We start from the raw sequence: 23,832 nt of genomic DNA on the forward strand, positions 1-23,832 counted from the left end.
GTCAGCCGGTCAACACCACGGCCAACCCGTGGGAGAAGGGCTGGGCGGAGGCGAAGCGGGGTGTCACCGCCCAGCTTCCGTCCGGGCGCAGGTAGCCGAACTTGCCGTCCTGCTTCACGGCGGCCAGCCCTTCCGAGAACGTGCCATTCACCGCCTGGAAGCGGGGCTCGATGACCAGGGCCCCCTTCCGGTCGATGAAGCCATAGGCGCCCTTCTGCTTCACGGGAGCGAGCCCCTCGCGAAACGCGCACTCCGTCAGGCTCGTGTCCCAGTTCGAGAAGCCAGGCTCCAGCACCCAGGCGCCGGACTCGTCCACGAAGCCGAACTTCTTGCCCTTCACGACCAGCGCCAGCCCGTCCGAGAAGCGGCCCATCGTCTCGAAGTCGAAGCTGGCGAGGCACTGGCCCTTGGGGTCGATGAGCCGGCTCTGCTCTGCCTTGGGGCGCTCCTTCAAGACGACGTGTGCCTTGCCGTCGAAGAAGGGCCGGGCGAGTCCACCGCCGAACCCGTCCAGCACCACCTCGCCCTTCCGGTTGAGGTACGAATCGGAGCCCTTCGCCCCCGCGCGCATCACCGGCGCGAGCCCCGAGCCGAAGCGCCCCACGTTGACGTAGGTCGCCCCGGCCACGACGTACTTCGTGAAGTTCGCCTTGAACTCCACGGGCAACACGAGCTTGCCCTTCACGTCGATGAAGCCCGCGTCCGTCAGGGCCAGTCCATCGCTGAAGCCGGTGAACGCACGCTTCACGTCCAGCGCCCGCTGGCCCTTCACGTCGATGAAGGCCCAGCCGCCCTCCACGGGCATGCGAGCGTGGCCTTCGTTGAAGCTGAAGGGCGTGCCATGGGGGCTGGGGATGACCAACTCCCCCTTCTTGTCGATGAAGCCGTAACGCGTTGTCACGGCGCGGACCCTATCCTCCGGGCCCGCGCCCGTCGACGCTCAGGGCCGCGTGCAGGAGCGTCCGCCGCCCGCGTGATACATGAGGTCCTGATAAACGGTCTGCGCGAGGATGGGCGTCTTGCTCTCCAGGCGCTGGACGGTGACACCGTTGCGCTGGAGTTCGAAGACAGGCGTGGTGCCGGGGACCAGCGCCGCCTGGAAGGCCGTCACTCCCGCGCTCGTCACATCCAGCGTGCGCACGTCGGTGCCCTGGGTGATGACCAGCCGGCCCGGCTCCTTGAGGAAGGCGAGCAGCTCCACCTGGTTGGACGCGGCGACCCCGCCCCGCAGCTTCATCACGCGCGCCGTCTGCTTCGCGGCGTTGAAGGGCGCATCCGTGCGGTGCCGGCGGTGCGTGTAATAGAGCGTGTCGCGGACGATGGTGGGCCGCTGACCCGTCTTGAACCACGCGGTGTAGTACGCAATCCAATCCATGATGACGTAGCCGCGCTCCTGCGACGCCGTCATCCACGATTCGCCGTAGTCGGTCAGCGTCAGCAGGGTGACCCAGTCCGCGTCGCCTTCAATCGCCTTCTCGAACTGCGAGCGGAACGCGAGGCTGTTCTGCGCCTCCCAGTACACGCGGCTGCTGTTCTCGCTGTCGGTGAGCTTGTGGCGCACGTCCTCGAACGCGACGGGGGACATCCACTTCTTGCCTCGGCGGTGCGACTCCACGCTCCAGCGGCGCATGTTCTCCGCGGACTGCGCGGTGCGCTCGCCCCACGTGGAGAAGCCCGTCACCAGGGGGTTCCACTCCGCGTACTTCGTCACGTCGCCCGTGTACGACAGGAGCGGCCAGAAGGTGACCTGGATGTTCTGCGCCGCCAGCCGCGTCTTCAGCTCCGTCCACCAGGCCACCGACTTGCGCTCGGGGTTGAAGGTGGCGAGGACGATGGCGCCATCGAGCTTGTGCACGGACGGGTGATTGGCCACGGAGGCAATCATCGACACCAGTCCATCCGTGGTGCCCGCGGCCTCGGTGGGGAAGTCCGGACTGAGGACGATGCGGAACTCCGGGTCCACCGCCGCCGCCGCGGCGAGCATGACGGTGAGCTGGTTGTTCCGCGTGTCGGACGAGACGCGGTACGGGTGCTCGTAGAGGAAGCCATCCATGCCGGAGGCAATCGCGCGGCGCACCTCCGTCTCGAAATCACGCTGCCGCCACGCGCTGTCGGCCCAGGGGGCGCGGGGCAACGGCCGGTCCCTCATCAGTCCACCGATGTTGGCGTACTCGCCGTTGCGCGACTCGGGCGTCATCCAGCCCGTCCAGTAGTCCGACGCGGGCTGCGCGTTGTCGATGGAGATGGGGAAGATGGGGTAATAGAAACCGAAGACCTTCTTCGGCGCCGCGCGCAGCGCCGCCGTCGTCGGCATGTCGAACGGGTAGCACGCGGAGATGGGCGTCGGCGCGGTCGTCAGCGTGGCGCTCAGCTCCAGGTTGAAGCGCGCATCGGACGTGTTCGCCGCGGACTGGTGCAACTCCACCGCGAGGACGTTCGTCCCCGTGCGCAGCGCCGCCACGTCGATGGCCTGACTCATCCACGTCTGCTCTTCCGCGGGCAACGAGACGGTGGCGGGCGCCAGCGTGCGGTAGCCCACCGTTCCGGCGGGCAGGTTGCTGCGGAAGACCTCCGTGCCGTTCAGGTAGACGATGGCCCCGTCATCCCGCTGCAGCCGCACCAGCAGCTCGCTGACCCGCGCCGCGTCCGCGACGGTGAAGGCGTGCCGGAAGTACGTGGTGATGTGCTTGTTCGTCGCGTTGGAGCCGTAGGAGACCGCCGTGGACAGGTCCGTCTCCGCGTAGCCCAGCGGCGAAGCACCCGCGGGCCAGGCCGCGTCGGAGAAGCCCGTCGCCGACCACGTCGTGCCCAGGTCCACGCCCGTGTCCAGGTAGCGCCACGACGCGCCCGTCGCGACGAGCACCGTCGCGAGTGAAGGCGCGGCGGCGGCGGCCAGGTCCGCGTCCGGCGTCGTGGGGAGCGCGCCCACTTCGGGAGCGCCGTCTCCAGAGGGAAGCGACTCGTCAGGAGCGCCTCCCGCGCAGGACATTGACAGCAGGGGCGCTAGCAGGAACGCGGCAAGCCGCGCCCTCGGAAAATCCATCGGGATGCGCATCGATCGACCTCGAGAGGCCCTTCGCCCGGGGGGACGAAGAGAGGGGGGTTATCCCCGAGACACAGGAGGTCTCCGGATGGCGCAGACAATCCGGATGTCTTTCGCGTTTTACCTGTAAGTCCTTGAGCCGAGCGGACCGTTGGAGCGAGGCCCTGGCCGGGGCTCACGTCACGGCAGCAGCTCTTCCTTCTTCAGGAGTTTCTTCGCGAGCGTGGTGTAGGACCACTCGCCCTCCTCATCCACCAGCCCCTTGTGGAGCAGCTTGCCCAGCTTGGGACCGATTTCGCTGGAATGGCCCACGAGGTGCTGCGGCGCGCGCACCTTGTCGATGGCGTCCTCGCGGTCATCCGAGACGACGAGCCGGGCGGACAGCGTGTCCGCGTAGGCGGAGTAGTCGCTGTAGTAGGTCCACGCCACACCCTGGAGGGCGAAGTCGCCCAGCACGACAATCTCTCCGTGGAAGAGGAGGTTGTTCGCCTTGAGCGAGCCTCCGACAAAAAGCAGCGAGTAGTCGAAGCCCTCGTGGATGATGTTGCCCTCCACCACCAGGTCTCCCGCGACGAGCAGGCGGCCCTGGTCCTCGATGATGAGGTTGCCCTTCACGGTGACGCTCTTCGCATCGAGAAGCTGGTCCTGTCCCTCGGAGATCCTCAGGTCCGTGGTCACCTGCTTCACTTCGGCCGAGGGCGACAGCTTCGCCTTGAGCGAGGCCCGCTTGGCGGCCGAGCCAGCGTGAGCGTGGAGCGAGGGTTCCTGGAGCAACTTTTCGAAGAGCGTCATGCTTCCAGGCTAGGAGTCCGCCCGGCTCCTGACGAGTGGAATGTCCTGGCCAAACCTCCATGAGAAGCCTTGGCCGCCTGGCTCCGGGTATACTGGGAGCTTCGGCCGGGAAAACGGTGTGAGGTCCGCGTGGCATTGACCAGGACTGTCCGGTGGGTTTCGACGCTCTGGAGCGCGGGTGCGCGGGGCGTGGCCGCCCAGGGAGCGCTGCTCGCCTGCGCGCTGCTCTTCGCCCAGACGGCGGGTGCGCAGACGACGGAGGACCGGGCCTACGTTGGCGTCACCTTCGCGCGCGGCACCGAGATTGGCTCACAAGGCGGCAGACTGGATGAGCGCAAGCAGTTGGAGCTGCGCCTCCCTCTCCCGCCCGTGTTCCTGGGCCGCACGGTGCTCGTGCCCTCCTTCGGCTACGAGACGCGCTTCATGGGGCTGGAGCAGCACGGCCCGCTCGCGGACGTCGCCGAGGAGAAGCTGGGAAGGCAGTTCCATCGCTTCCAGCTCGGACTCACGCTGATTCGTCCGCTCTCACCCCGGTGGATGCTGGTGACGGGCGCGGTGGCGAACACGCGCACGGACTTCAAGAGCTCCTTCGACTTCGGGCTGGACACCTCGTGGGCGGGCTTCGCCATGGCGAACTACCTGATTGGAGGAGACCCGGACGTGCGGCTGACGTTCGGACTGGTGGCGCTGTATCCGTTCGACGCCACGCCCGTCGTCCCCATGATTGCCTTCGCGTACCGCAAGGGGCCGTACATCCTGGAGGTGGGCCTGCCTCGGCTCGCCATGTTGTACAAGGTGGGCGACGGGCTGGAGCTGGGCATCACCGGCATGTTCGATCAGCAGGTCTTCCGTTCTCGCATCCCGTATGACGAGCAGGGCCCCAAGCCGCACTACATCCGGGAGACGGCACTGCGCTTCGGCCCCACGGTGAATGCGCGCCTGGGCAATGGAAACCTCTGGGTCAGCTCGTCCATCGGGCTCGACTTCCTGAACGACTACGCGCTGCTCGACAAGGACCGGGACCGGGTGGAGCTGGGGTTGCTCCAGTCCACGGGCCCGGCGCCCTATCTCCGGGTATCGCTCGGCTGGCGTCCTCCGCGTCGCCCCAGGGAAGCCATCCGGCCCGTCGGCGGTCCGCCGGAGCGGGCCGCGCCGCCGGGCAACTCTCCAACGCTCATCCGATGAAGGGCGTGAGCGCCTTCAACCAGACAACGACGGCGGCGGCGCCCGCATCGGGCACACCGAGCGCCCTGCTCCCCAGGTAGCTGGCGCGTCCGAGCCGAGGCTGCATGCGCGCGGTGGCCTCCGCGCCCTGCTCACCCTCGAGCACCGTCGCGGCCCAGGCCCCGGCGGTCGACCTTCCGGCCTTCAGCTCTCGCGCGAAGGCATCGGCGGCGGGCTTGAGCGCATCGAGCATGGTGCGGTCTCCGGGCCGGGCTCCGCCGAGCTGCGCCACCGCGTCGACGGCGAGGCCGAACGCGTCCGCCCAGGCGGGAGCATCGGTGGAGCCCTCGGAGAGCCGACGCGCGGCGCGCAGCAGCGCCGTGGCGTAGAACGGCCCCGAGCTTCCGCCGATGGCGCGCCGCAGGGCATCACCGATGGACGTGAGGGCTCGCGAGGGATTCGTCCAGGAGGACTCGGGCAGGGCGCGAATCGCCGCCGCGCCGCGCGACAGACTGAGGCCCAGGTCCCCGTCTCCCGCCGCGCTGTCGAGTTCCGTGAGGCGTGTCTCGCTCGCCTCGAAGGCCGTGGCCACGGCGAGCGCGGCCTCCTTCACGCGCTCCATTCCCGGTTGACGTGCCTCCTGGCTGGGAGGTGTGAGCGGCGTGGCGGGGACGGAACGCACGGGCCGCTCGGGTGCGAGGCGGCCCTCCCCTCCCCATGCGGGTGCGGTGGTCTTCGCGTCGAGCCGGGCGAGGCGCGAGTCGTCCAGCTTCAGCACGGACAGCGAGCAGCCCGGCATCTCCAGCGCGGAGAGGAACGTCCCGGTCCAGGCCCGCTCGACTCGCAGGCCGCGCTCGCGAAGGAGCGTGAGGGCTCGACGCGTGACGATGGCCAGCTCCATCGGTGGAGTGCCACCCAGTCCATTGACGAGCAGGGCCACCGGGGTGCGTGCTTCGAGGTTCCGGTCCTCGATGATGGTGGAGAGCAACGTGTCCACCAGCACATCGACCTGTTGGAGTGGGGCGCGTCGCACGCCCTGCTCACCGTGGATGCCCAGGCCCAGCTCGATTTCATCGTCGCCCAGCGTGAAGCCAGGACGGCCCGCCGCGGGAACGGTGCACGGGCCGAGCGCGACGCCCATGGTGCCCAGCTCCGCCGAGGCCGCCTGCGCTTCACGGAGCACGTCCTTCAGGGACAGGCCCGCAGCCGCGGCGGCGCCCGCGATTTTGTGGACGAGCACGGTGCCGGCGATGCCGCGACGTCGCGCGGGTTCGACGGTGTCGCGCAGGGCGACGTCATCGGCGACCACGACGACCTCCACGGGGATGCCCTCCGCGCGGGCCAGCTCGGCGGCGAGGCCGAAGTTGAGCCGGTCACCGGTGTAGTTCTTCACCACGAGGAGCGAGCCCGCGGGGCCGGACACCGCGCGGATGGCGGTGAGCACGGCGTCCGTGCTCGGTGAGGTGAACACGTCCCCGGCGACCGCCGCGTCGAGCATGCCCGCGCCCACGTAGCCCGCATGCGCCGGCTCATGCCCGCTGCCACCCCCCGAGATGACGGAGACCTTGCGCTGCCGGGGGTCAGCCGGCGTGTCGGCGCGGATGACCACCGTCTCGTCGTCGAGCAACACCTGCCCCGGAGCGAGCGCGACGAATCCCTCCAGCATCTGCCTCACGACGGCCCTGGGCTCATTGACGAGCTTCTTCACCGGTTCCTGCTCCTTGGCTGCGGCGGACGGCCTGAACGGCGGGAGTAAAGCACGGGCATACCGGCACGGCGTCGGGAGGAGCGGCATGACGGGGGCGCCCGCGTCGGAAACGTCCGACAGCCATCGCCACGCCGCATGACGCGCGCGTCCGACAGCGACGGAGGCGAGCCCCGGCAGGCAAACCCACACCCAGGGCCCGCCGCTCCACACTGAAGCCTCGGCGGCAACGACAGGCTCGGTGCGCGTCACCGCACGACACTTGCGCCCGACGGCGACGAAGGAGAGCCCTGGCACGCAAACCCACACCCAGGGCCCGCCGCTCTCCATTGAAGCCTCGGAGGAAACGAGAGGCACGGAACGCGTCACCGCATGACGCTCGCGCCCGACGCCGACGGAGGCGAAGCCTTGGCATGCAAACCACACCCAGGGCCCGCCGCTCCCACTTGAAGCCTCGGCGGAAACGGCGGACATGGTGCGCGTCACCCACCTTCGCGCTTCCTCACGCGCGTCGGCGACGCAACCACAGCGCGAGCCCCATGAGCCCCATCAACGTGATGGCGCCCGTTCCCCCACGCGTGCCGCAACCGCCGCAGCCCTGCTCCGCCTCGGCGTCTGCCTCCAGCGCCTTGAACGGCTCCGCGTCCCCCATGCCCGTGGCGTCAAGACACCCTGGCCCCGAGCCCGCGTCCGTCGGTCCCGTTCCACCATCCGTCCCGCCGCCCGTCGCGCCTCCCACCTGCCACGCCAGGAGCTGGCCCGGGTACAGGCTGAGATTCACACCAGACACGACGCCTCGGCTCACCCGGTCCACGATGGGCTGCGTCTCCCCGGGCAGCGTGATGGTCACGCCCTGCTTCGACTGCATCGACGTGTTCACCACCGCGTAGAAGTTGCCCTGCGCCGAGACCATCTTCCGCACGACGACCTCCGCGTCCGACGCCGCGCCGGTCACCACGGTGCTCGGCAGCGCGGGCAGCGCGAGATACGCCGCATGGAAGGCCCGCGTGTACTCGGGGAAGCCACGGCTGATGGACGAGGCTTCGAGATATCCCAGCAGCGTCGGGTCCCCGTTGGCCACCGCGCGCGCCTCGGCCAGCATGGAGTACGGCCCCTGCCGGTCCACCGACATGGAGAGGTAACCCCACAAGCCCCCCATCGGCCAGTTGCCATAGCGCTCGTCCGCCGTGTCCTTGGCGTAGTCGCCCTTGCCGTCGTCCTCGTTCAGCGGGAAGTGGTGCACCATCGCCAGACCGGACGCGGTGCGGAAGCGGTTGAGCAGAGCGCTGTCCGCCACGCTGTAGAGGCGATTGAATGGATACGTCAGGTAGACGCCCTCCGACGTCTTGTAGCGGTCCGGGTCCGCCGGCGGGAAGCTGTTGAAGGGCTCGCCCCAGCTGCGGTTCAGGTGCTCGGTGGGCGGCAGCTCGTCCGAGGTGAGGGCCTTGCGGTACGTGCCGTCCTGGAGGAACGCGGCGGGCTCGGTGGGGGGATAGCGGTACTGACAGCAGCGGTCCGTGGCGTCACCCGGCGCGCAGCACCCCTGGTTGTCGATGACGGACCATGCGGCCGGATCGTCCGTGACGGTAACCGCCATGTCCGGCAGGTCTTCCGGCGTGGGCAGCCCCTCTTCCGGATACGGAGTGAAGAGGACCTGCGCATTCGCCACGCCGTTCTGCCGGAGATAGTCGCGGATGGCCTCCAGGAAGGTGCGCCGCTTGCCGAACCACCACGCGTAGTACTGCGCCCGCAGCGTGACGTTCGTCTGGAGCATGGGGCGCGACACGCTCTGACCCGTGTCGCTCGAGAACCGGCCCAGCGCCTCTGGCGCGAAGCTCACCGGCAGGTCCGTGGGGCGCGTGCGGAACCACGCACCCAGGAAGTTCACCTGGCTCTTGAAGTGGAGCACCGTGGCGTCCATCAACTTCTTCACGTCCGCCAGCGCATCCGGGTCCGACACATCCACGCAGTTATCGTCCGCCCAGTAGATGGGCGAGTAGATGTCCCCGTCCCGGTCGAACAGCGGCTTGCACCGGCGCTGCTCACCCAGCGGCTTGAGCCCACACACCGGCGGCTGCTGCCAGGGCTCGATGCAGGTGTGCCACTTGGAGATGGACTTGCAATCGGAGTCCTGCACGCACGACGTGCTCGTGTAGACGCGCTCACCGGAGATGGCACCGGTGTATTCGTAATAGGGCAGCACGGAGAACCCGTTGGCCGCCGCGCGAGACACCGCCGTGGCCCACAGCGTCGGGTCCCTGGGCTGCACGTACCACGGCGGCGCGGAGAACGAGTCCGCGTCCCAGCCCTCCGTGTAGCCAAACTCCATCAGGTCGTGCCCGTACGTGTCGATGCCGAGGAACTTCGCCTGCTTCATGCGGTAGTCGAACCACGTGCCGGGCGAGGTCGCGGGCTGACAGTCCGTCTCCGAGCCCTGCGCGCAGATGGCCGTGTCGTCGTTCATCTCCTCCCGCCAGAAGACATGCCTGCGAGGCAGCGGCGCGGGCGGATAGTTGATGGCCAGGTCCAGGCTCGCGGGATTCGGGACCTCGAAGAGCCGGATGCGAGAGACGGCCGTGCCCTTGTCCGTGGGTGAGCCATGGCGCGCGAAGTGCCCCACGGAGACCCAGAAACCATTCGCCGGTCCCTCGGGGCGCCGGGTGTCCTCCACGTTGCGCTGACCGACGATGGGCGCGAAGCGGTCGTGCAGGTAGAAGAACTGCCGGAACTGCTGCCACTTGCGCGACAGCGGATACTTGAGCGACTCCGGATTGGGATAGGCGTACTGCTCCCGGAAATCGCCAATGGACGTGCCGGTGCTGATGCCCCGGAACTTGTCGGCGCCCTTGTTGGCCACCCCCATCAGTCGCGACTCGTCATCCGGGTACTCCACCACCAACAGGTAGGCACGTCCGGCCTGGAGCCCCTTGCCCGCCCCCAGCTTGTAGGAGAAGGACTTCGCCCGCGGCCCCATCGTCATCGCGCGCACCGGACGCGTCACCCCGTCCAGCGTGAGGGAGCGAATCGTCGAGGTGCTGTTGGCGCCGTGGATGACGGGATGTGGATCCGCGGGGTCTCCGCAGTTCACCTCGTCAATCAGGGGAAGCATCCCGAAGGGTGCCCCCGCGTCCACCAAGGGTTGTCCCAGGGCGGTGGAGGACAACCCCAAAACGAGCAGGCACAGCGGCAAACACGGCGCACGAAGCACGCGAGACTCCAGGAGGGGGGGGCCGGAGCGGCCAGTCATCCCGGAATATCGTCAATTCAGATACAATAGTTTCCGGATGGGCGGACAATCCGGCGATTCACACCACCCTGAGTCAATTGCTACTGAGTTGAAATATTGACGCGGGAGTCCGGGGGCCACGACAATTCGTGAATCACGAAGTCTCGTGGCACAGCGTCACGAACGCGCGGTGCCGCTCAGCGGACCTTGATGCCCAGCACCTTGAGTCGGGAGGCCAGCGTCGTGGGAGCCAGGCCCAGCAGCTCGGCGGCTCCACCCGGGCCGTACACCTTGCCGCCCGCCGCCGACAGGGCCGCCTTCAGGTTGCCCTTCTCCCGGCGGCGCCACTCCCGCTCGGTGAGGAAGGAGGCGGTGCCCCCCGTCATCGGTTGGCGGCCCTCCGGAAGGGCCTGGTCCAACCGCAGCCTCCCACCGCGCGAGAGGATGACGGCGCGCTCCAGGACGTTCTCCAGCTCTCGGACGTTGCCGGGCCAGTCGTAGCGCTGGAGCGCCTGCACCTGGGCCTGACTCATCCGGGGCACGGGAACCTTGAGCCGTGCGGAGACACGTTCGAGGAAGTGCTCGGCGAGCAGCGGGACATCCTCCAGTCGCTGACGCAGCGGCGGCACCTCGATGGGGAAGACGCTCAACCGGTAGTAGAGGTCCTCGCGGAACCGCCCCGCCGCCGCCTCTCCCTTCAAGTCCCGGTTGGTGGCGGCGATGATGCGCACGTCCACCTTGCGCGTGACGTCCTCACCGACGCGCTCGAACGAGCCCTCCTGGAGCACCCGCAGCAACTTGCCCTGCAGCTCCAGGGGAATCTCCCCCACCTCGTCGAGGAAGAGCGTTCCCCCGTCAGCAGCCTGGAAGCGGCCCGCCCTGTCCCGGTGCGCTCCCGTGAAGGCCCCTCGCACGTGGCCGAAGAACTCGCTTTCGAACAGCTCCCGGGGAATGGAGGCGCAGTTGACGCGGATGAGGGGCCGCTCCCGGCGAGGGCTCTGCTCGTGGATGGCACGGGCGATGAGTTCCTTGCCCACCCCCGACTCCCCGAGAATCAGCACGCTGGCCGTCGTGGCCGCCACGGGCTGAATCTGCTGAAGCACCCGCCGGAGGGCACCCCCGCGGCCCACGATTTCTCCGAAGGAGAGCGCGTCCTTCACTTCTTCCCGCAGATAGTCGCGCTCCAGTTCGAGCTGCCCTCTCAGCCGAGCCACCTCCTCGAAGGCCCGCGCGTTGGAGAGGGCCACCGCCGCATGGTCCGCGAACGCACGCAGCCACGAGAACTCCGAGCGCCCCAGCTTGCGGCGGCTGAACACGGCCAGCACCCCGAGCACCTCGCCCCGGAAGACGAGGGGCTGGGCCGCGAAGCTCTGGATGCCCTCGCGGCGCGCCCACTCCCGCCGCACCAGCCAGTCCGCATCTCCGGAGGCGCACTGGAGGAGGACGGCCTCTCCGGTCGCCCCGACCTGGCCCACCTTGCGCACGCCCAGGGGAAAGCGCCGGAAGGCTCCCTCCAGACCTGACCACGCCTCGTCGCTCTTCCGGGAGCCCCCCGCGCTCGCCGCCAGATGCAGACACCGGGAGGTGTCCGGACACTCGGCGCGCATGGGACACGTCCCACAGAGGTCACCCGGCGCGATGAGCCAGATGCGGCCCAGCGCCACATCCGGCTGCGCGGCGAGCCCCTGGACGATGCGCGCGAGCAGCAGGTCCACCGAGCGGACCTGGGCCATGGCCAGGGAGATGGACTGGAGCGCCTCGGCGTACATCGCTCCTGCTTACCCAGGCGCGCCTCGGGTCGCCACGACTTCTCGTCCACCCCGAGATTTCGTGGTGACGAACAATGGATTCGCCCTGGTTCAGTCCAGCGTCAGCAGCGAGCGCGGCGAGGGCACGGGGAGTGCAATGGGTGGAGGCTTCACTTCCATGGGAGGCCCTGCTTCCCATCCCAAGACAGGAGCAGGACATGCCCTCCCCTCTTCGCCCGCCCTTCACGCGGGAGACGGCCCGCGCCAAGGTCCAGGCCGCCGAGAACGCGTGGAACAGCAGAGACCCCGAGCGGGTGGCGCTCGCCTACACGGAGGATTCCGAGTGGCGCAACCGCACCGAGTTCTTCCGGGGGCGCGAGGCCATCACGGACTTCCTGCGGCGCAAGTGGGCCCGGGAGCTGGACTACCGGCTGATGAAGGAGTTGTGGTGCTTCACCGAGTACCGCATCTCCGTGCGCTTCGAATACGAGTGGCACGACGCCACGGGGCAGTGGTTCCGCACCCATGGCAACGAGCACTGGGAGTTCGACGCCGAGGGACTGATGCGCCGCCGAGACATGAGCGCCAACGACATCCCCATCCTCGAGGTGGAGCGGCGCTACCGCTGAGTCCCGCCAGCGGGTCCACCGCCTCTCAAGGCACTGGCACGGAGGGAAGCCGCCAGTGCTGGAGGACGGCCAGCATCCTCAAGCCGAAGCAGGCCACGGCGCCCAGGCGCGCCCGAACGTCAGACGCCGTCCAGGCCGAGCTCGCGGATGCGGCGCTGGAGCGCGCGGCGGGAGACCTCCAGGCGCTGCGCCATCTCATCGACGTCACCCGCGCACTCATGAAAGCACCGGGTGAGTTCCTCGGGGCTCACTTCGCCCGCGGACCTCAGGAGCGTGCTCTTCTCGATGAGCAGGTAGACGGAGGACCGGGAGATGCCCAGCCTCACCGCGGTCGCCTGGAGGTCCCACCCACTGGCGCGCAGCGCCGCCAGCAACTCCTGCTCCCCCACGTCCGACGGCCGCCGACGGATGGACACTCCCGGCATCAAGGTCCTCCCCAAGGCATCCACGTCGGCCCAGCGCAAGGCAGGCTCTGGAAGCGCGCGTCCCCCGACGGGTGTGGTCGCGGAGTCGAGCAGCTGTTCCAGGTGCGCTTCCACGCGCAGTTGGGAGAGCCCCCGGCTCCCAATGACGAGCTGCCGGGTGACGTTGTGCAACTGCCGCACGTTGCCGGGCCACGCATAACGCAGCAGCCGCGCCACCAGGGACGCGGGCAGCCAGGGCTCGCCACGGATATCTCCCGCCATCAGTCGATGTGCCTCACCGATGACCGCCAGCTCCCGACGCGCGAAGTGGAGGAACAGGGGACCCATGTCCTCGCGGCGCTCGCGCAAGGCGGGCACCCGCAGCTCGAAGCCCGCCAGCCGGTGCAGGAGCGGCGCCTTGAAGAGCCGCTCTGCGATGCGCGTCTCCAGGTCCGCGTCCGTCGCCGCGACGAGCCGCACGTCCACGGGCACCGGGACATGGCTGCCCACCGGATACACCTCGCCCGTCTCCAGTACGCGAAGGAGCGCCGTCTGCACTTCGGCGGGAGCCTCCCCCACTTCGTCCAGGAGCAGGGTGCCGCCATGCGCGGCGCGGAAGAAGCCTTCACGGTCCCTGCTGGCCCCCGTGTACGCGCCTCGCTGCGCCCCGAACAGCTCCGAGGCCACCAGCTCCTTGGAAAGCGCGCCCAGGTTGACGCTGACAAAGGGCCCCGAGCGACGCGGGCCGTGCTCGTGGATGGCGCGCGCCACCAGCTCCTTGCCCGTGCCCGTCTCACCTCGGATGAGCACCGGCACCTGGAGGTCCGCCACTCGCAGGATGTCGTCCCGGAGCTGCTGGAGCTGCTCGGAGGGCCCCACGAGTCCCAGGTCCCCACCGGCTCTCGGGCCCGGAACGGACGTCAGGTGCAGCAACAACACCACGCGCTCGGCGAGCACCAGGGGCACACCCGCGCCCAGCTCCGCCTGCGTCAGCTCCACGCCGCCGCTCCTGACGGTCAGGTCGCCGACTCGCACGTGGGTGCCCTGCATCGGAGACATCAGCCGGAGCCCGCCGTGGGGCCGAGGCTCCAGCATCAACGGCGTGCGACTGAGGAACGGGTCGTCCAAGGGCCGCGCGCCGCTCGCGCCCGGTCGCGCGAAGTCCGGTCCGTTGCGCGACACGGACATGGGCACGCCCAGCGTCTCCATCACCTCAAGCAGCACCCGCTCCCCCGCTCGCTGAAGGTCGGGGTGCGAGACAATGGTCAGCGTGGGCACGCGCCGACGAACCAGGGCGCTCGCTCCGGGTGAGTGCCCCGCGGTCGACTCCCCCTGGTCGGCGGACTTGCGCTGCATGAAGCGACCTGGACCTCTCGTCAGCGGCTTCAATCCTACACGGCGGTCCCACGCGCCCTTCCCTCACCTGCCCAGAAGCCAACACACCCCGCCGGACGTTGGCGAGCGGGCGATTCAACCTACGGACCTCCCGGGGACTCGTCCGCCCGCGAGTCCTCCGGCGCCTCGTCTTCCGGCGGCTCCGCCACCACGGTGAGGATGGGCTTCGCGTCCGAGAGCGAGGGCGTGAAGAGGGACGGCTGGCCCGGGTCATCGAAGACGGTGGAGAAGTCGAGCGGCGTCAGCCCCCGCACCAGCCGCGCGGCGAACGTCTCCTTCAACAGCCGCACGTAGTATTCGACGTCGTAGTCGCGCGGTTCGTTCCCCACCTCGGAGGAAGTGCTCCCGATGTCGTCGGGCTCCGGCTCCGGCAACAGCCCCGCACGTCCCCCCACGGCTCGGTAGACGCGGATGTGCTCGCCGGAGCCCCAGCTCTTCCTTCCGGCAGCGAGCATGGCCTCGTAGGGCAGCTCGCGCCGGCGCTCGCGCAACGCGCCGTACTGAGCGGAGTCCTTCGTCAACCGGACGTGCGCGGCGACCTCCGTCGTGGGCACCTGTCGCCTGCGCAGCGCCATCACCGTGGAGACATAGACGTCCCGCACCGCCGCGAGGTCTCCGGCCAGCAGGCAGCGCACCGCGCGACGCAGGAAGGCCTCACCGAAGGGCTCGGCGCGACTGGAGCGGAAGGCCACGCCCTTGAGCAGCAGCGTCCCGTCGTAGGCCTGGAGCGCGTAGTTCTTCGGTTCATGCGAGAGCATGGCCGCATAGCGGCCGTCGAACTCGAGCTGGACGCGCTGGGGCAACAGCGCGGCGACCTCCGCCACCACCCGGCGCTCGTCCTCCTCGCGCCAGTCCTCCGGCACCGCGAAGTACACGCCGTCCGTGTCCGCCTCCAGCAGCGTGACACCCCTGCGGGCCAGCTCGCGACACAGGAGCGCCAGCACCGCGCGCCCACGCCGCGTCACCTCGTTGGCCGCGTGCACGTCCGAGAAGCGCGTCAACCCGGAGGCGCCCAGGTAGCCATAGGCCGAGTTGACGACCAGCTTCATCGCCGCGGAGAGCGCTTCGTTCTCGTGTCGCTCGGATGAGCCCGGCGCCGCCGCGCGCGCCCGCTTCTTCGCCGCCAGTCGCTGGTCCGTCAGCCGGTCCACCATCGACAGCAACGCCCCCAGGCGGTCCCGCTTCGGGCCGATGCGGTACTCGCGCATCAGCGACGGATAGAGGCTGGCCACGTCGGCCTTCACCACGCGCCGGGCCACTCCGGTGGCGAACAGGTGGAGCGCCGCGCCGCTGTGCGACGTGCCATCTCCCTCCTCGTGCGCGGGGAGCGCCGCACCCGCCCGCAGGTACGCCCGCACCAGCAGCGGGTCCAGCACTCCCGTGGCCGCGCCCGCGTCCGCCAGTCGCTCGTAGCGGCGAGGCGCCATGCGAGCGAGCGCGAAGGCCGCCCCGCCCAACAGCCGCGCCAGTCCCTCCGCTTCCCCCACGTCGTCGCGCGCATAGCGCCGCACGCGCTCCGGGTCCGTCTGGAAGACCTCGTGCACGCGCGCGCCCGGGATGTACTCGCGCGCCGGCCCCGCGATGCCGAAGTGCCGCGCGACGGCCTTGAGCCCGTGGCCCGGCAGGTCTCGCACGGCGAAGTCGTGCCGCAGCACCGCGTCCATCGTGTCGATGAACTCGCGTCCGGGCACCGTGAAGCGCGCGCGACGCATCGGGTCCGCGCTGCGCTCCGCGCCGCGTCCCAGCGCCGAGCCTCGCGCGGACGGCCGGTGCCGCAACCCGGGACCTCCCGCGCGGCCCAGGGGCAGGGAGACGTTGAGCAGCTTCGCGCGCCGCGCGACGAACGGCAGGTCGAAGCCGTGCAGGTTGTGGTTCTCGATGACGTCCGGGTCCAGCACGCGCACCCGCTCGACGAAGCGGCGCAGCAGGTCCGCCTCCGCCGCGTCACCTTCACCGTGCGCCTCCAGCACCTCCGGCTCGCCTTGGGGCCCGCGCAGCGCGATGAGGAAGATGCGGTCCCTGCCCGGGTCCAACCCCGTGGTCTCCAGGTCGAACTGGAGCCGGTGCAGCTCATCGAAGCCCAGCCCCCGGAAGTACGTGCGACCGGAGGCCGTGAGGTACTGCTCCTCCGGCGGCAGCGACAGCACCGTGCCCGGGCTCAAGTCGCGCAGATTCGAATACGGGCGCCCCAGCCGCCGCGACACGCCTTGCAGCACGTCCGACGCCAGCGCGCGCCCATCCTCCGCTCGGATGAGGAAGCGCAGCGCCCCCGGCCCCGACAATTCCTGGAACGTCACCCGGCCCGGAACGTAGCCCTCGCGCTCCGGCTTGAGCCGCGCGCCCAGGTGGTCCAGGTCCTCCAGCGTGGAGAGCACCAGCCAGGGCCGGAAGCGCACGTCCTCGCGCACCAGCTCCCCCGTCCCCGGAATCCGCCGCCATATGGACGCGCGGCCGTCGGGCTCCGCCCACACCGAGACGATGCCCGGTGTCGCGTCCCAACCCCACAGCCACTCGTCCTCCACCATGCCGCTCATCATGCCCCACAGCTTGCCGCCCACGGTTGTCAGCGGTATGTCAGGTATCACCCCGCATGCAACGCACCGAGCGACTCTTCGCCCTCGCTGAGTACCTCAGAGGCCGCCGCACCGGCGTGACGGCGGAGACGCTGGCGGAGCGCTTCGGCGTCACGGTGCGCACCATCTACCGCGACCTCGACACCTTGCGCGCCGCGTCAATGCCGGTGGCCGCGGAGCGTGGGCGAGGGGGCGGCTACGCGTTGGACCGCAGCTACAGCCTACCGCCGGTGAACTTCACGGCGCGGGAGGCGGCGCTGCTGGTGGCGCTGGGGCGCTTCGCCATCGACATGCGGCTGTTGCCCTTCACGGGGACGCTGGAGTCGGCGCTGGACAAGGTGCGGGCGGCCCTCTCCACGTCGGCGCAGCGCGAGCTGCTCGACAGGCTCAAGGAGCTGTCCTTCCTCGGAGTGCCGTCGCTGCCGAGCAAGGCGTCCGTCCGAGCGGCGATTGAGCGCGCCTGGTTCGAGCAGCAGCCCCTGCGCATCACCTACGTGGACGGCAACTTCCTGGAAACCACGCGAGAGGTGCGAATCGTCTCGGTGGTGATGGACCGGCACGAGACTCGCCTGGACGCACTCGACGTGAGGAGCGGCGAGCGGCGGCACTACCGGGTGGACCGCATCGTCCAGGCCGAAGTCACGCGCGCCTTCGGGACCTGACCGACGCCCGTCTCGCGCGGCCATGCCGCAGCGCATCAAAGGCAGACACCCAACAACCGCCGACCCGGGGGCCGGTCGTGCGCGCAATCGGGATAGCATCCGCGTCCCCGAACCCATCAACGACACGCGCCTTGGAGGCGAGCCCGATGGAGAAGCCCTGGTTGAAGCACTACCCGCCTGGAGTTCCGGCGGAAATCGATGACCGGCAGTACCCGACGCTGACGCACCTGCTGGAAGAATCGTTCACCAAGTACGCGGACCGGCCTGCCTTCAAGTGCATGGGCAAGTTCATCACGTACCGGGAGCTGGACGCGTTGTCGCGGCGCGTGGGCGCGTGGCTCCAATCCCGGGGCCTGGAGAAGGGCGCCACCGTCGCCATCATGATGCCCAACGTGTTGCAGTATCCGGTGTGCATCGCCGCGATTCTGCGCGCCGGCTACATCGTGGTGAACATCAACCCGCTCTACACGCCGCGCGAGCTGGAGTACCAGCTGAAGGACAGCGGCGCCCAGGCCATCTTCATCCTGGAGAACTTCGCCGTCACGCTGCAGCAGGTGCTGGAGAAGACGCCGGTGCGGCACGTCGTCGTCGCGACGATGGGCGACCTGTTGGGCGGCTTCAAGGGCACGCTGGTCAACTTCGTGGTCCGCAAGGTCAAGAAGATGGTGCCCGCGTTCCAGCTTCCGCGCGCCACCAGCTTCAAGCAGGTGCTGGCCGAGGGAGGCACGCGCACGCTCACCCCCGCCACCACCACGCGCGATGACATCGCGTTCCTGCAGTACACGGGTGGCACGACGGGTGTGTCGAAGGGCGCGATGCTGCTGCACCGCAACGTCATCGCCAACCTGTTGCAGGTGGAGGCGTGGCTCCAGCCCGCGATGAAGGGCCGGAACATCGAGCAGGCGAACATCATCTGCGCGCTGCCGATGTACCACATCTTCGCGCTCACCGTGTGCGGCCTGATGGGCATGCGCATGGGCGCGATGAACGTGCTCATCCCCAACCCGCGCGACATCCCGGCGTTCATCAAGACGCTGTCGGAGCAGCCGTTCCACATCCTCCCGGCGGTGAACACGCTCTACAACGCGCTGGTCAACCACCCGGACTTCAGCAAGCTCGACTTCTCCCACCTGATGGTCTCCAACGGCGGAGGCATGGCGGTGCAGAAGGCGGTGGCGGACAAGTGGTTCGCCGCCACGCGCGTGCCGCTCATCGAGGGCTACGGTCTGTCGGAGACGTCTCCGGTGGCCACCAGCAACACGCCCATCGCCACGGAGTACTCGGGCACCATCGGCCTGCCGGTTCCCGGCACGGAGATCGCCATCCGCGACGAGGACGGCAACGACGTTCCGATGGGAGAGTCGGGCGAAATCTGTATCCGCGGGCCGCAGGTCATGGCCGGCTACTGGAACCGTCCGGACGAGACGGAGAAGGTGATGTTCGCCGACGGCTTCTTCCGCTCCGGCGACATCGGCATCATGGACGAGCGCGGCCACACCCGCATCGTGGACCGCAAGAAGGACATGATTCTGGTGTCCGGCTTCAACGTGTACCCGAACGAAGTCGAGGGCGTGGTGGCGATGCACCCCGGCGTGCTGGAAGTGGCGGCCGTGGGCATCCCCGACGAGCACTCGGGCGAGGTCGTGAAGCTCTTCGTCGTGAAGAAGGACCCGTCGCTCACGGAGGCCCAGTTGATGGACTTCTGCCGTGAGCAGCTCACCGGCTACAAGCGTCCCAAGCACATCGAGTTCCGCACGGAGCTGCCGAAGACGAACGTCGGCAAGATTCTGCGGCGCGAGCTGCGCGAGAAGAAGGTCGCATGAGTTCCAGGTGACGTCACGTCGGCCGGAGCGGCATCCTCGCCGCTCCGGTCGTCGCCGGGACAGGTCCGGCCTCCCTCGGTCGAGCGGACCGTGTTCGTTCAGCGCGACGCCGACGCCTCCGCTCGCGCCTCCAGCTTCCGGAAGTTGTCGCCGCGCTCGCGCTCGATGCGCAGGAAGAAGGGGTCCACCCCGACGTGCGTCGGGCGCTGGTCCACCACGAAGGACACCTCCGTCGAAGCGCCCTGGAAGCGGAGGCGCTCCACGTGCAGCGGGACGTCCTCTCCGGAGCCGTCTCGCGGCGACTCGCTGTAGACGGCGACGTCCAGGGCTTCGTCCAGCGGCAGGGGGACCGCCTCGCTGCCCCGGCGCGCGTGCTTGGACGTGGACACCCGGGCCGTCACCCGGAAGCGTCCATCCGCCTGCGCCTCCACCGTGGCGGACTCCACCTTCAAGTCGTACAGCACGACCTCTTTCAGCCACTGGTCGATGAGGACCTGCTGTTCCGCGGACGCCTCCGCGTGCAGCGCGTCCAGCAGGTCCAGCGTCGTCAGCGAGTTCTCCCGGGCCTGCGCGTGCAGCAGGTGGCGCAGCGCCGCGTCCAGCTTCGCCTCGCCCAGCAAGTCCCGCAGCGCGTTCATCACCAGCGCGCCCTTGCCATAGTAGAGGTAGGACTGGCCCGTCCCCTTGTAGAGCGGCGGCTCCTGCTCCGCCTCCTCCGCGCGACCCGAGAGATAGCGGTCCCGGTCGAAGGCCAGCACGGGGAGCAGCGAGCGCTCTCCGTGCAGCCCCGCCAGCACCCGCTGCTCGGAGTACTTGGTCAGCGACTCCACCAGCATCGTCGCGCCTTCCACGGAGGCCGGGTCCAGCATGTGGCCCCACCACTGGTGGGCCACCTCGTGCGCCGTGCGCCGTGTCACCAGGTCCACCGCGTCCTCCCGCCCCATGTCGGTGAGGAAGCCCCGGTCCTCCACGAAGTAGATGACCTGGCTCATCGCGAACGCGCCGAAGTCCCAGTACGAGGGAATCTCCACCACGCGCAACTGCCTGTCCGGGTAGCGATGGAAACGCGCGCCAAAGTCGTCGAGCGAGCGCGTCATCGCCGTCAGGATGGCCTTCACGTTGTAGGGATGCGCGGGGTGGTAATACACCTCCACGTCGACGCCCTGGTGCCGCGTCTTCTCCACGGCATAGCGGGCCGAGACGATGGCGAACATCGGCGTCATCGGCCGGTCCACCACGTAGTGGAAGTAGCGCCGCCCACCCTCGCTCCACTCCTTGCGCAACGTCCCCGGCGCAATCGCCGTCTGGTCCTCCGCCGTGGACACCGTCACGTCGAGGGTGTGCCAGACCTGGGGCGACGGCGCGGGCGCGGCGCCACTCTCATCCAGTGGAGGCATCCTCGGAATCTCCGGCAGGCCGAGCTCCCTCCGCCGGGCCGGGTTGCCCATCTCGTACGTCCGTCGGTAGCCCAGCGTGGGGAACGCCTCCGTCTGCCGGATGAAGGAGCCGTTCTCCACCAGCGACAGCTCGAAGTCTCCCGCCCTCACGCCCCGCTCCTCCCGCGTGACGTCGAAGGACAGCTCCGACACATCTCCCGGAAGCAGCGGGGAGGCCAGCTTGAAGCGGTACATGCCGAAGCGCTCGTCATGGGCCACCTGCTCCGCGCCTCGCAGCGCCAGCGAGACGGGCCGGGCGGTCCGAGGCACGGCGACCCACACCGTGTCGATGGGCGACAACGTCCTGTTCTCCAGCCGGTACGTCCCGGTGACGCGATAGCGGCCCTCGGCCGGGAACAGGTCCACCGCGGACTTCACGGCGACGATGCTGGGAAGCGGAAGCGCCTCGTGGATTTTGTACGTCCGCTCGTAGTCGGCCTGCCACGCGAGGAACGTGTCGCGGGACTCGTAGGCATTCAGCCCGTAGGTGTCGTGGAGGATGAGTCCTCCCGTGCCCACGAGCACCACGCCACAGCCCACCGCGCCGGCCAGGCCCCCGCGTCCCCACCGAGCGGCAAGCGCCTGGAACCGGACCCCCAGCCGGGGCGCCAACCCGCGCCGCCACAGCCCCCAGGTGACCAGGGCCAGCAGTCCCGCGAAGGCGCTCCAGTACACCATGAAGGCGGTGAACGACGCGGCCATCGGGCCATGGCCATTCAGGTCGGTGTGAGTCACCTCGGGCGCCGCGCCAAAGCGCGTCAGCGGATGCTCCAGTCCCCAGCCCGCGCCCTGGCCCACGACGATGGCCAGCACCAGGCTCAGCACCATGCCCACGTAGCGATGCGGGCTCACCGTCTGGATGAACAGCACCGCCACCGCGAACAACACCAGCGGCAGCCCGGCGAAGTAGAAGAGCGACAGGTAGAGGCCCGGCTCCAGGAGTTGGTGGCCGCGCGCGAGCTGGAAGAGCACCCCCAGCACCATGGGTGTCCCCGTCAGCACCCCCACCAGCGCCACGAGCGCCGCGAGCTTGGACACGACGAAGACGACGCTGGAGACGGGCGTCGCGTCGAGGAGCGCATCGAAGCGCGCCATGCGCTCCCGCCACGCCAGCTCCGCGCCGAAGTAGATGAGCACCAGCGTGCCGAGCTGGGACAGCGGCGTCCAGATGCTCTCCAGCACCCGACCCGTGGTGGGGATGCGACGCGTGCCGTACTCCCCTCGCCCCGCCCCCGTCACGATTTCCATGCCGACCATGAACAGCCACAGCGCCAGCAGCGCCAGGAACGGCCAGCTGCGCAGCAGGTGCCGCAGCTCCAGCCGCGTCGCGGAGACCAGCACGTCCCACGTCATGCCGCGCCCCTGGGATGACTCCACTTCGACAGGCCGGTACGTGGAGGGCACCGTGGGCGCGGACTCGCTGGAGCGCTCGTCGCGCCGGGGCTTCACCGCCGCGCTCCGGAAGGAGAAGCGCCAATGGACCCCGCCCAGCACGCACGCCGCGACGCCGAGCCACAGGAGCCGGTTCCAGAGGAGGTTTCCCTCCAGCGAGAGCAGCCGCGTGTTGCGCTCGGCTTCCGTCCAGTAGCGCGTCTGCTCGAAGAAGGCGGACAGGCCAAACGGGTCCAACAGCGCGGCGCGAGCCATGGCCTCCGGCGTCTGCGGCGACACCCCCGCCATCAGCGGCGAGTCCGCCCACATGGCGCCGACGATGTAGAGCGCATACACGAGGACGCCACCGACGTAGCTGGCCAGCGTGCTGCGCGACAGCGCGGAGACGGCGAACAGCAGCGACGCGGCGAACACGACATTGGGCACCACGAGCACGACGAGCGCCCACAGGTAGCTCACGACACTCAGGGGCCCCAACTGCTCGGGCGCCACCGCCACCACGAACGGCGACACCATCAACGAAAGCGTCGCCACGCCGAACACGGCGAGCGTCGCCAGCAGCGCTCCCAGGAAGCGGCCCAGCAGGTAGTCCCGCTGGGTGACGGACGTGGTGTAGAGCAGCTCCGTCATCCGGTGCTCGGCGTCGCGCTGCACGGTGTTCGCGCAGAAGATGCCCAGCACGAAGAGCGACGTGAGCGACAACAACCCCAGTGACTTCGCGACGCTGTAGGGCGAGTTGACGTGGATGCCGTCACCGCCGTAGCCCGTGGCGACGAACAGGACGCCCAGCCCGAGGAAGAACGCGGACGCGGCGAAGAAGACGGCCTGGCGCGTCTGGTAGCGCCATTCGAAGTGGAGGATGCCCCGGAGCATGGTGGGTCCCTACGCCGCGCGCCGGTGGGACAGCGTCGAGAAGTAGACGTCCTCCAGGTCCGGAGCCACCGGCTCGAACCCCTCTTCCGGGCGCGCATCCGCGAGGACATGCACGCGCGTGCGGCCCGCCTGGAGCTGCGTGGAGAGGACCGGGAACGACTCGCGATACCGCGCCACCGCCCCCTTCTCCACCGTCTTGCGCCACACCCGCCCCTCCAGGGACGCCACCAGCGCTTCGGGCGCGCCCTCGCACAGCACCCGCCCCTCGCTGAGGATGGCCATGCGCGGACACAGCTGGCGCACGTCCTCGACGATGTGCGTGGAGAGCAGCACGACGACGTGCTCCCCCACTTCCCCCAGCAGGTTGTGGAAGCGCTGGCGCTCCTCCGGGTCCAACCCCGCGGTGGGCTCGTCCACGATGAGCAGCCGGGGGCTGCCCAACAGCGCCTGGGCGATGCCGAAGCGCTGGCGCATGCCGCCGGAGAAGCCGCTCACGGCCTTCTTGCGGTGCGCATGGAGGTTCGTCAGGTGCAGCAGCGCCTGCACCTGCTCCCGGCGCTCCCTGGCGCGCGTGAGGCCCTTGAGGAGGCCCAGGTGGTTGAGCAGCTCCTCGGCGGACACGCCCGGGTACACGCCGAAGTCCTGGGGCAGATAGCCCAGGTGGCGTCGGTGGGCCTGCGGCTGGGCGAGCACGTCCAGCCCGTCGAACACCACCTGCCCCGAGTCAGGCTCCTGCAGCGTGGCGAGGATGCGCATCAGCGTGGACTTGCCGGCGCCGTTCGGCCCGAGCAGGCCGAAGAGTCCTCGTTCGATGGTCAGGTCGATGCCCTGGAGGGCTCGAACCCCATTGGGATACGACTTCGAGACGGCGGAGATTCGCAGCATGGGGAGCGCGGTGGGGCGGTAGGGATGACCGCCTTGCTACGCTCCGGCTCCCCGCGCGATTGCAGCGCCGTGGGGCGAACAG

14 protein-coding genes are annotated in these 23,832 nt (G+C 69.3%); 4 read left to right on the forward strand and 10 right to left on the reverse strand.

Features of this window, described 5'->3' with window-relative positions:
* Position 1 precedes the first annotated feature (1 nt).
* From HUA75_RS23280 to HUA75_RS23290, 3 genes are all read right to left on the reverse strand, one after another.
* Complete coding sequence (locus HUA75_RS23280; protein WP_371746175.1) at positions 2-901, reverse strand: WG repeat-containing protein; 900 nt, start codon at positions 899-901, stop codon at positions 2-4.
* Positions 902-940: 39 nt separating this feature from the next.
* A complete protein-coding gene (locus tag HUA75_RS47970; RefSeq protein ID WP_217446240.1) occupies positions 941-2,929 on the reverse strand; it encodes an endo-1,3-alpha-glucanase family glycosylhydrolase in 1,989 nt (662 codons plus the stop codon).
* A 294-nt stretch (positions 2,930-3,223) separates the two neighbouring features.
* Positions 3,224-3,835: a hypothetical protein gene (locus HUA75_RS23290; RefSeq protein WP_141643672.1), complete on the reverse strand. Its 612-nt coding sequence runs from the start codon at positions 3,833-3,835 to the stop codon at positions 3,224-3,226.
* Between the two features lie 129 nt (positions 3,836-3,964).
* Here HUA75_RS23290 and HUA75_RS23295 point away from each other — a divergent pair, with 129 nt between their 5' ends.
* Positions 3,965-5,020: a DUF6268 family outer membrane beta-barrel protein gene (locus tag HUA75_RS23295; protein ID WP_174487664.1), complete on the forward strand. Its 1,056-nt coding sequence runs from the start codon at positions 3,965-3,967 to the stop codon at positions 5,018-5,020.
* Here HUA75_RS23295 and HUA75_RS23300 read toward each other — a convergent pair.
* From HUA75_RS23300 to HUA75_RS23310, 3 genes are all read right to left on the reverse strand, one after another.
* A complete protein-coding gene (locus HUA75_RS23300) occupies positions 5,010-6,707 on the reverse strand; it encodes a dihydroxyacetone kinase family protein (RefSeq protein ID WP_174487665.1) in 1,698 nt (565 codons plus the stop codon). The two genes, HUA75_RS23295 and HUA75_RS23300, sit on opposite strands and share 11 nt — an antisense overlap.
* Before the next feature lie 499 nt (positions 6,708-7,206).
* Positions 7,207-9,912 (reverse strand): MYXO-CTERM sorting domain-containing protein, encoded by a 2,706-nt coding sequence (locus HUA75_RS23305; protein WP_174487666.1) that lies wholly within the window; start codon positions 9,910-9,912, stop codon positions 7,207-7,209.
* Between the two features lie 215 nt (positions 9,913-10,127).
* Positions 10,128-11,699 (reverse strand): sigma 54-interacting transcriptional regulator, encoded by a 1,572-nt coding sequence (locus HUA75_RS23310; protein WP_174487667.1) that lies wholly within the window; start codon positions 11,697-11,699, stop codon positions 10,128-10,130.
* Positions 11,700-11,896: 197 nt separating this feature from the next.
* Between HUA75_RS23310 and HUA75_RS23315 the strand changes: the two genes are divergently transcribed.
* Positions 11,897-12,307, forward strand: a complete 411-nt coding sequence (locus HUA75_RS23315) for a nuclear transport factor 2 family protein (RefSeq protein ID WP_174487668.1) — start codon at positions 11,897-11,899, stop codon at positions 12,305-12,307.
* A gap of 119 nt (positions 12,308-12,426) precedes the next feature.
* Here HUA75_RS23315 and HUA75_RS23320 read toward each other — a convergent pair whose 3' ends face one another.
* Both HUA75_RS23320 and HUA75_RS23325 read right to left on the reverse strand, forming a co-directional pair.
* Positions 12,427-14,067 carry a sigma 54-interacting transcriptional regulator gene (locus HUA75_RS23320; protein ID WP_174487669.1) on the reverse strand — a complete coding sequence of 547 codons (1,641 nt, stop codon included), beginning with the start codon at positions 14,065-14,067 and terminating at the stop codon, positions 12,427-12,429.
* A gap of 119 nt (positions 14,068-14,186) precedes the next feature.
* Positions 14,187-16,640, reverse strand: coding sequence for a DNA polymerase domain-containing protein (locus tag HUA75_RS23325; protein WP_174487891.1), 2,454 nt, complete (start codon positions 16,638-16,640; stop codon positions 14,187-14,189).
* 56 nt (positions 16,641-16,696) lie between these two features.
* Here HUA75_RS23325 and HUA75_RS23330 point away from each other — a divergent pair, with 56 nt between their 5' ends.
* Together HUA75_RS23330 and HUA75_RS23335 are read left to right on the forward strand one after the other, a co-directional pair.
* Positions 16,697-17,341: a YafY family protein gene (locus HUA75_RS23330; RefSeq protein ID WP_141643678.1), complete on the forward strand. Its 645-nt coding sequence runs from the start codon at positions 16,697-16,699 to the stop codon at positions 17,339-17,341.
* Between the two features lie 146 nt (positions 17,342-17,487).
* Positions 17,488-19,164 carry a long-chain-fatty-acid--CoA ligase gene (locus tag HUA75_RS23335; RefSeq protein WP_174476689.1) on the forward strand — a complete coding sequence of 559 codons (1,677 nt, stop codon included), beginning with the start codon at positions 17,488-17,490 and terminating at the stop codon, positions 19,162-19,164.
* Between the two features lie 98 nt (positions 19,165-19,262).
* On the opposite strand, the gene HUA75_RS23340 is transcribed toward HUA75_RS23335, so the two are convergent.
* On the reverse strand, positions 19,263-22,865 hold the full coding sequence (locus HUA75_RS23340; protein ID WP_174487670.1) for a M1 family aminopeptidase: 3,603 nt from the start codon (positions 22,863-22,865) through the stop codon (positions 19,263-19,265).
* Between the two features lie 9 nt (positions 22,866-22,874).
* On the reverse strand, positions 22,875-23,750 hold the full coding sequence (locus HUA75_RS23345) for an ABC transporter ATP-binding protein (RefSeq protein WP_174456461.1): 876 nt from the start codon (positions 23,748-23,750) through the stop codon (positions 22,875-22,877).
* Positions 23,751-23,832: the final 82 nt, after the last annotated feature.

The sequence above is a fragment of the Myxococcus sp. CA040A genome (assembly GCF_013336725.1).
GTDB classification, from domain to species: domain Bacteria; phylum Myxococcota; class Myxococcia; order Myxococcales; family Myxococcaceae; genus Myxococcus; species Myxococcus llanfairpwllgwyngyllgogerychwyrndrobwllllantysiliogogogochensis.

What these genes read in the sequence shown, in the direction of transcription:
- HUA75_RS23345 (WP_174456461.1), bottom strand. Translation starts at nt 23,750, where the DNA reads ATGCTGCGAATCTCCGCCGTCTCGAAGTCGTATCCCAATGGGGTTCGA.
- HUA75_RS23320 (WP_174487669.1), bottom strand. Translation starts at nt 14,067, where the DNA reads ATGCAGCGCAAGTCCGCCGACCAGGGGGAGTCGACCGCGGGGCACTCA.
- HUA75_RS23335 (WP_174476689.1), top strand. Translation starts at nt 17,488, where the DNA reads ATGGAGAAGCCCTGGTTGAAGCACTACCCGCCTGGAGTTCCGGCGGAA.
- HUA75_RS23340 (WP_174487670.1), bottom strand. Translation starts at nt 22,865, where the DNA reads ATGCTCCGGGGCATCCTCCACTTCGAATGGCGCTACCAGACGCGCCAG.
- HUA75_RS23290 (WP_141643672.1), bottom strand. Translation starts at nt 3,835, where the DNA reads ATGACGCTCTTCGAAAAGTTGCTCCAGGAACCCTCGCTCCACGCTCAC.
- HUA75_RS23310 (WP_174487667.1), bottom strand. Translation starts at nt 11,699, where the DNA reads ATGTACGCCGAGGCGCTCCAGTCCATCTCCCTGGCCATGGCCCAGGTC.
- HUA75_RS23325 (WP_174487891.1), bottom strand. Translation starts at nt 16,640, where the DNA reads ATGAGCGGCATGGTGGAGGACGAGTGGCTGTGGGGTTGGGACGCGACA.
- HUA75_RS23330 (WP_141643678.1), top strand. Translation starts at nt 16,697, where the DNA reads ATGCAACGCACCGAGCGACTCTTCGCCCTCGCTGAGTACCTCAGAGGC.
- HUA75_RS23315 (WP_174487668.1), top strand. Translation starts at nt 11,897, where the DNA reads ATGCCCTCCCCTCTTCGCCCGCCCTTCACGCGGGAGACGGCCCGCGCC.